Annotated in this window: 6 protein-coding genes; 4 read left to right on the forward strand and 2 right to left on the reverse strand. The window is 61.6% G+C overall.

The features are described from left to right. The first annotated feature begins 332 nt into the window (after positions 1 to 332). From cueR to LGM56_RS36625, 3 genes are all read left to right on the forward strand, one after another. Positions 333 to 737, forward strand: coding sequence for a Cu(I)-responsive transcriptional regulator (cueR, locus tag LGM56_RS36615; protein ID WP_041493104.1), 405 nt, complete (start codon positions 333 to 335; stop codon positions 735 to 737). 215 nt (positions 738 to 952) lie between these two features. After that, positions 953 to 1,099, forward strand: coding sequence for a DUF3563 family protein (locus tag LGM56_RS36620; RefSeq protein ID WP_006478295.1), 147 nt, complete (start codon positions 953 to 955; stop codon positions 1,097 to 1,099). A gap of 115 nt (positions 1,100 to 1,214) precedes the next feature. Next, a complete protein-coding gene (locus LGM56_RS36625) occupies positions 1,215 to 1,583 on the forward strand; it encodes a hypothetical protein (RefSeq protein WP_413226815.1) in 369 nt (122 codons plus the stop codon). 16 nt (positions 1,584 to 1,599) lie between these two features. On the opposite strand, the gene LGM56_RS36630 is transcribed toward LGM56_RS36625, so the two are convergent. Both LGM56_RS36630 and LGM56_RS36635 read right to left on the reverse strand, forming a co-directional pair. Next, positions 1,600 to 2,445: a 23S rRNA (adenine(2030)-N(6))-methyltransferase RlmJ gene (locus tag LGM56_RS36630; RefSeq protein WP_069248449.1), complete on the reverse strand. Its 846-nt coding sequence runs from the start codon at positions 2,443 to 2,445 to the stop codon at positions 1,600 to 1,602. A gap of 112 nt (positions 2,446 to 2,557) precedes the next feature. After that, the gene (locus LGM56_RS36635) at positions 2,558 to 3,529 is read right to left on the reverse strand and encodes a potassium channel beta subunit family protein (RefSeq protein ID WP_226208204.1); all 972 of its coding nucleotides are present in this window, start codon (positions 3,527 to 3,529) and stop codon (positions 2,558 to 2,560) included. 164 nt (positions 3,530 to 3,693) lie between these two features. Here LGM56_RS36635 and LGM56_RS36640 point away from each other — a divergent pair. Next, positions 3,694 to 4,042, forward strand: a 349-nt coding sequence (locus tag LGM56_RS36640; RefSeq protein ID WP_226208205.1) for an SDR family NAD(P)-dependent oxidoreductase, incomplete at its 3' end; no start/stop codon positions are given.

The following is a 4,042-nucleotide window of genomic DNA, read 5'->3' on the forward strand; positions in this document are numbered from 1 at the left end:
TCCCATCCCGAACAGGACCGTGAAACGACTCTACGCCGATGATAGTGCGGATTCCCGTGTGAAAGTAGGTAATCGTCAGGCTCCCTAAGCCAGAAACCCCCGCCCGAAAGGCGGGGGTTTTTGCATTTCAGCCGCGGAAATGCATGTGTGGTGAGAGAAGAGCGCTCCATCCCTCGCATCCCAACGGCACGCACGCAGATCAATCAGCCTCCATCCTGCATCGATCCTTACCCCGGAACGAAACCACACGATTTGATACGATCGACGTGTCGTCGGCGATTGCACACGTCGACGTTCATGTTCGAAACCAGGGCTTGATGGAGAGAGCAGGAATGAATATCGGCGACGCGTCGCGCGAATCCGGAGTCAGCGCAAAGATGATTCGGTACTACGAACAGGTGGGCCTGCTGGCGCCAAGCAAGCGTACCGACGCCGGCTACCGGATCTACGGCGCAGACGAGATCCATATCCTGCGCTTCATCCGTCAGGCGCGACGCCTTGGCTTTCTCGTCGAGGACATCCGCAAGCTGCTGATGCTCTGGCAAGACCGTTCCCGCGCGAGCGCCGAAGTGAAGTCGATCGCCCTCGAGCACGTGGCCGAACTCGACAAGCGCATCGCCGAGCTGAGCGACATGCGCGACACACTGGCCGATCTTGCTGCGCACTGTCATGGTGACGGGCGGCCCGAATGCCCGATTTTGGCGCGTCTGTCCGACCCTGTCGGTGAACCAAATTAGTGCGTTCTCTCGACGTCCCAATCAGGCATTGACTCGATTTTCATAAAAATCAATGGGTTATGATGTGGCGTCGGCCGGCCATTCCGATTTGGAATGGTTTCCATGCAAGTATTTCACTAGCATCTTGGTGCGGCATCGCTATAATTCGGGATAACCCTATACGGGAAATCCCTGAACACCGATTCACCAGGGGTCCCCCTTCCTTGGAGAATGTCATGATTGCCTACATCGTCGAAAAGCTGAGCAACTGGTTCGAATCCGCAGAACGTGAACGCCGTGAGGCCTACCTTGCCACGTCGTCGGACATCGTCCAGCTCGAGAGCCGCATCCGTTCGCTCGAAACCAACGGCTACTCGCTGTAATCGGAGTCACCGTCAGGTGCCACGTGGTACCGAACGATAAGCAAGCCCCGTATTTGACGGGGCTTTGTTTTTTTGTGCGCCGGATCTGGCGCAATCGTCAGTGCAGCGCTATGGTATGCACCTGCTTTTCATCCTGAAGGACATGATCATGCGTTTGCGTCTCGATGTGCGTCGAAATGCCCGCGCGCGTCTCGTTCTGGGCGCGGCGGTGCTGGTCCATGGCCTCGCGGCTGTTGCTGCGACGTCGTCCAAGCCGCTGATTCTCGATACGCAACGCGGTATCCAGGACGGCAAGGGCGGGTTGGTGCTGCAGACGGCACCGTTGTCTTCCGAGCCGATCGTCGAGCCGGCAGGGATGCGGGCTCCGGCCGGGCAGGCGCCGAACACGTCGGTTCCGCTGTTCGTCGCGCCGTATATCAATGTCCCCACATGGGGTGGGCAGCCGGTCAACCAGCCGAGGCTCGCGCCGAGACCTCAGCCGTAACGGCCAGTCACCCCGATCAGTTTCCGCGGTGCTCGATCTGGCAGCGGGCGCCGCTATCCTGTCCGAGCATCTCGACCAGGTAGGGCAGTGCCTCGTTCATGCTCTGGGCGAGCGTATACGGCGGATTCAGAATGAACATCCCGCTGCCGTAGAGACCCAGCCCGTCAGTCGGCGGATTCGATACCGTCAGTGTCAGGTGCAGCCAGTTGTTCGGTTGCAGGCGCTTCAACTGCTCGGGAAAACGCTGCGATTCCGTCCGGGTCACCTGCGGGTACCAGACTGCATAGCAGCCCGTCGCGAAACGCTTCAGACACTCCGTCACGCAAGCCACCGTGCGCGCGTAATCCTTCTTGTCCTCGTAGGACGGGTCGATCAGCACGAGTGCGCGTCGCGGCGGCGGCGGCAGCAGCGCCTTGATGCCTTCGAAGCCGTCGCCGGCGAAGATCATCGCGCGTCGGCCTGCATCGCGGAAATTGTGACGCAGCACGTCGATTTCCGTCGTGTGCATTTCGAACAGGCGCATGCGGTCCTGCTCGCGCATCGATCGCCATGCGATGTAGGGCGAACCCGGGTAGAAGCGCAGTTCACCGTCGTCGTTCAGCGCGCGTACTTCATCCACATAGTCGCCCAGTGCCTCCGGCAGGTTTTTTTCGTTCCACAGCCGGCCGATGCCGGTGTCGAATTCCGACGTCTTCGCCGCGTAGCCGTCGCGCAGCGAGTACACCCCGGCACCTGCATGCGTGTCGATATACCAGTAAGACTTGTCCTTCTTGTTCAGGTAGCGCAGCAGCTGGACGACGACGGCGTGCTTGAGCACGTCCGCGTGGTTGCCTGCGTGAAAACCGTGACGATAACTGAGCATGGCGGGCTGCCTGAAACGAAAGGTGAATCGATGAAAGCGGTCGATCGTGCGCGGCCGTCAGGCCGGGCGCCGATGCGGGCCGCGTATTGTACGCGAGTGATCGCGCGTCGCCTTACTCGTACGCATCGCCGACCACCTCCTCGATGTGTTGCTTCACATCCGGCGTCAGCTTAGCGGCAACGTCGAGCGCGCGCATGTTGTCACTGATCTGCTCGATCCGCGACGCGCCTGTGATGACTGAACTCACACGCGGATTGGCGAGTACCCACGCGATCGCGAGCTGGGCCGTGCTGCAACCGAGCTCGGCTGCAATTGTGCCGAGCCGTTCGACGATGTCGTTGGCGGCCGGATTGGTCAGGCGGTCGCGCATCCAGTCGTAACCCTGTAACTGGGCGCGGCTGCCGGGCGGCACGCCGTTACGGTACTTGCCGGTGAGCAGGCCCGATGCCAGCGGGCTCCAGGTCGTGAGGCCGAGACCGTAGTCTTCGTAGAGCCGCGCATATTCCTGTTCGACCCGCGTGCGGTGGAACAGGTTGTACTGCGGCTGCTCGACGACCGGCTTGTGCAGGTGATGCCGCTCGGCGATCTCGTACGCAGCACGGATCTCGTCGGCACTCCATTCCGACGTGCCCCAGTACAGCGCCTTGCCGCGTACGATCATGTCGCTCATCGCCCAGACGGTTTCCTCGATCGGCGTGTTCGGGTCGGGGCGATGGCAGTAGACGAGGTCGACATAGTCGAGTTGCAGCCGGCGCAGCGAGGCGTCGATGGCGTTCAGCAGGTATTTCCGGTTCAGCGTGTGATACTGGTTCGGCGCTTCGGCGAGCCCCCAGAAGAACTTCGTGGACACGATGTAGCTGATGCGCGGCCAGTCGAGCGCCTTGAGCGCGTGGCCCATGATTTCCTCGGATTTGCCGCCGGCGTAGACCTCGGCATTGTCGAAGAAATTGACGCCAGCGTCGCGCGCCGCAGCCAGGCACTCACGCGCGACCCGCTGGTCGACCTGGTTGCCGTAGGTCACCCACGAACCGAGCGAAAGCTCGCTGATCTGCAGACCGGAGCGGCCTAGTCGTCGATAGTGCATGCGAATCTCCTGCGTGACAGAACCGACCTTAAGCTTAGACGTTTTGCGCGCGAACGGCGGGGCCGATCGTGCACAATGACGGCTGGCCCGCCAGTACGATCGCGCGACGGTAGCGGATGTGGCGGGCGCGTGTTTTATCGATCCGATAACGGGAGGAGACGGACATGGCAGCAGATCTGAGCGGCAAGACCGCAGTCGTCACGGGCGCCGCGAGCGGCATCGGCAAGGAAATCGCACTCGAGCTCGCGAAAGCGGGCGCGGCCGTCGCGATCGCCGACCTGAACCAGGACGGCGCGAACGCGGTCGCCGACGAGATCGTCAAGGCGGGCGGCAAGGCGATCGGCGTCGCGATGGACGTGACGAACGAGGAAGCCGTGAACAGCGGGATCGACAAGGTGGCCGAAACGTTCGGCTCGGTCGACATCCTCGTGTCGAACGCGGGCATCCAGATCGTCAACCCGATCGAGAACTATTCGTTCGCCGACTGGAAGAAGATGCAGGCGATCCACGTCG

The sequence above is a fragment of the Burkholderia sp. AU38729 genome (genome assembly GCF_020419725.1).
In the GTDB taxonomy this organism is placed as follows: Bacteria; Pseudomonadota; Gammaproteobacteria; order Burkholderiales; family Burkholderiaceae; genus Burkholderia.